This window comes from Pseudomonas sp. P5_A2_2 (assembly GCF_054177685.1).
This window is the reverse complement of the sequence record NZ_JBGCUL010000416.1, coordinates 1-3,893: the sequence shown is the minus strand read 5'-3', so window position 1 is coordinate 3,893 and position 3,893 is coordinate 1. Positions and strand designations below refer to the sequence as shown.

3 protein-coding genes are annotated in these 3,893 nt (G+C 55.1%); 1 reads left to right on the top strand and 2 read right to left on the bottom strand.

Features of this window, described 5'->3' with window-relative positions; all coding sequences use genetic code 11:
• Positions 1–308 precede the first annotated feature (308 nt).
• On the bottom strand, positions 309–1,220 hold the full coding sequence (locus ACXRVY_RS19555; protein WP_458238029.1) for a 2-hydroxyacid dehydrogenase: 912 nt from the start codon (positions 1,218–1,220) through the stop codon (positions 309–311).
• A 25-nt stretch (positions 1,221–1,245) separates the two neighbouring features.
• Positions 1,246–2,226, bottom strand: a complete 981-nt coding sequence (locus ACXRVY_RS19550; protein ID WP_457265846.1) for an isopenicillin N synthase family dioxygenase — start codon at positions 2,224–2,226, stop codon at positions 1,246–1,248.
• Positions 2,227–2,418: 192 nt separating this feature from the next.
• On the opposite strand from ACXRVY_RS19550, the gene ACXRVY_RS19545 reads away from it, so the two are divergent.
• Positions 2,419–3,893: oxidoreductase (locus ACXRVY_RS19545; protein ID WP_458238028.1), on the top strand; the 1,475-nt coding region annotated here is incomplete at its 3' end.

The following is a 3,893-nucleotide window of genomic DNA, read 5'->3' as shown; positions in this document are numbered from 1 at the left end:
GTATTCTGGTTGATTCAAGGCCCGAACTGGATAACTGTATCCTCCGGTATCAGTTGTCACCTCTCCGGGTTTTCCTACAAACGCATATCGGGTGCGCAAAGAGACTGGTCAGATCAGTGTCCGGGATGAATATATTGAGCGCTATCTCGTGCGTTATCGCCAACACCTGCAACTCTCTCCCCTACCCTCGCCGCAGGAAAAGGCGCCATTGATCACGACGCTCAAAATTTCCTTTAGAACAAACGTTGGCAGATTTGGCCTGCGCCAGTCAGGCCGCTATCAGCATGGTGCTGTCGCAGGCGGAAAATCTAATAGCCTTTAGACCGGTCAACCACATTCAACAGAGGCATTCCCTCACCCTCTCTTCGCAGATTCTCAACAATCACCGCCACACCACCTTCAATCTGCACATCGCTTGCAATATGAGGAGTCAGGAGCACTCGAGGGTGTTTCCAGAGTGGGTTGTCTTGAGAGGGAGGCTCTTGTACCAGTACATCCAGTACGGCACCTCCCAGACGGCCTTCATCCAATGCACAAAGCAAAGCCTTTTCTATAACGTGGGCGCCGCGTCCCACGTTAATCAGTCCAGCTCCATGAGGTAGACAATCGAGCTTCKCCGCATTGAGTATCCCGTCTGTTTCGGGAGTCAGTGGCAACATGTTCACAAGGATGTCGCACTGCCCTAAAAACGCCTCCAGTTCGTCCGGGCCGACGTAACAGCGACCACCTGGCACCTCCTTCAAAGAACGATTCCAGCCACTGAGCTGAAATCCCAATGGCTGAAGGCGATCAAGCGCGGCACGTCCGAGATTGCCAACCCCCATGACACCAACACGCCGCTGTGAAGCGTGCACGATTGGTCGAGGATGCCAGCGACCACTGCGCTGATCCTCTTGGTAAGCGAGGATGTCTCGATGCAAGGCAAGAACACCAAACAGAACATACTCGGCCATGATGTCAGCCATCGAGCTTTCTACCAGCCTGATTAGCGACACGTGAGCAGGCAAACGGGCCAGATCGAACTGGTCAACTCCGGCCCCGGCAGCGTAGAGGAGTCGAAGATTACCAAACTGCTCCGCAATGTCGGCAAGAGGCTCCCAAGCCAGGATGTAGTGCACCTCTGCCGGGTTACCGATATCAGGCCATTGGCGGAACTCTAGTTGAGGGGCGAGCGTTGACAGGCAAGCTCGCCATTTCTGCGCATCGGCGGGGTCGGCCATGTATAGGATGCACATTGAAAACTCCCTATTCGCCTTTCAGATGCGCATAGCTATCAACGAAACGCTTAAATTTGTGTTTGCCACAAGTGTACGCTTCATACTTTGCGGGTAGAGCCTCACTCACGCAGGTTGGCACGGGCTCAACAACCGCATCGAAATCCAAATCAATAAAGAAAGGTATTGAATAGCGCTCTAGACCGCTAGTATTTATGACGCGATGCATTGTCGAGGTGTAGCGATCGTTGGTGAGGGTTTGAACCAGATCACCAATGTTGACGATAAAAGTGCCTTCAACTGGTGGGGCAGTAACCCACTCCCCTGCACGGTTCCTGACTTGCAAACCGCCAACTGCATCTTGGGATAGGACCGTCAAGAAACCATAGTCCGTGTGTGCCCCAATACCGATCTCCTCTTGGGAAACCCTTCCGATCTGGGGCGGGTAACGCAAAATCCGCTGAATCGTGATGGGCTTACGCTGAAGATGTTCAAAGTAATCTTGTGGTAAACCCAAACTCAGCGCGATCCCGCCAATAAGCATTCGCGAGAGCGCCAATACAGAGGAATGATAAGCCTCGGCAACCGTTTCGAATTGCGGCAGTCCGGACGGCATTTGATTAGGGCCAAAAAACGGAGAAACTTCGTCGTAATGGGCGCCGTAATCAAAGCACTCTTTGAAGTCGCGCGTATTAGCAGGATCTACGTTTTCCGCATACATCGGGATGTAACCACGTAGCGTAAGCCCGGAGTTCACGATGTTAAGTGTGTTCTTCTCTTCGGATGGAAGCTTGAAAAAAAGTTTGGTGAGCCTGTACATCTCGTCTATCAGTTGCTGCGAAACGCCATGGTTTTTTATATAAAAAAAACCCACCTTTTCGCACGCTTCGCCTATCTGGCTTGCCACCCGCAGCGGATTTTCGCCGTTTATGAGTGGCGAAATATCTATGACCGGTATTTCAGTGAAGGCAGTTTGTTTGCTGGCCAAACGAATATCAAATAACTCAGTCACGCTTCTCTCCTTTCTAAATGGATGACGGACGCGGACGAGCCACATTCGTCCTTGTTTGGGCGGATGTTAATCCTGGTTTTTTTGGCACGCAAGCAAAATGTACACCTGTGTCATCAGACATTGACACAGGTGTACATTTATCCTAATTTCAAGTCACCGAGACTGATCAAGCCCACTTTGGAGCGCACCACGATGTCCAGCGATCCCTTGCTGCAACCCTATAAAATCAAGAATCTGACCCTCAGAAACCGGATCATGACCACCTCCCATGAACCGGCCTACCCTGTGGACGGCATGCCCAAGGATCTCTATCGCGCCTACCACGTGGAGCGCGCCAAAGCCGGTGTCGCCCTGACCATGACCGCCGGTTCCGCTGCCGTATCCCGAGACAGCCCGCCGGTGTTCAACAATGTGCTGGCCTACAAGGACGAAGTGGTCGGATGGTTGAAGGACCTGACCGATGAATGCCACGAACATGGCGCGGCAGTGATGATCCAATTGACCCACCTGGGCCGCCGTACCCGCTGGGACAAGGCCGATTGGTTGCCGGTGGTGTCGCCGTCACACCGCCGCGAGGCATCGCACCGCTCTTTCCCGAAGAAAATGGAGGAATGGGACATCGAGCGGATCATCAAGGACTATGTAGACGCCGCGGAGCGCATGAAGGCGGCGGGTCTCGATGGTCTGGAGCTTCAGGCCTACGGGCATTTGATGGATCAGTTCTGGTCGCCGTTGACCAATGACCTCGACGGCCCTTACGGTGGCTCGCTGGAAAACCGCATGCGCTTTACCTTCGACATCCTGCGTGGCATCCGCCAGCGGGTAGGTGAAGATTTTCTGCTGGGAGTTCGTTACACCGGTGATGAAGAATTACCCGGCGGCTTCACTGCCAGTGAGGGCATGCAGGTTTCTCACATGCTCAAGGACAGCGGACTGGTCGACTTCCTGAACGTCGTGCGCGGTCACATCGATACGGATGCAGGGCTGACCGATGTCATCCCGATTCAAGGTATGCGCAACTCGCCCCATCTCGACTTCGCTGGCGAGATCCGCTCGTCGACAGGCTTTCCAACCTTCCACGCTGCGAAGATTCCCGATGTCGCCACCGCGCGCTACGCGATCGCCTCGGGCAAAGTGGACATGGTGGGCATGACCCGCGCGCACATGACCGATCCGCACATCGTGCGCAAAATCATCGAGAAGCGCGAAGAAGACATTCGCCCGTGCGTGGGCGCCAACTATTGCCTGGATCGCATCTACCAGGGTGGCGCGGCCTACTGCATCCACAACGCAGCGACGGGGCGGGAAACCACCATGCCGCATGACATTCCCAAAGCCGCCGTCAAGCGCAAGGTGCTGGTGGTCGGTACCGGCCCTGCCGGGCTGGAAGCGGCGCGGGTCGCCGGTGAGCGCGGCCATGACGTGACGGTGCTTGAAGCGGCTGACCAACCCGGTGGGCAGATTCGTCTGACTGCGCTGAGCGAGCGTCGTCGCGAGATGATCAGCATCATAGATTGGCGAATGGCGCAATGCGAACGGCTGGGGGTGAAGTTTCACTTCAATACCTGGGCCGAAGCCGACACTGTGCAAGCCTTCGAGCCAGACGTGGTTATCGTTGCGACCGGCGGCCTGCCGGATACCGAGGTGCTCCGCGAAGGCAACGAACT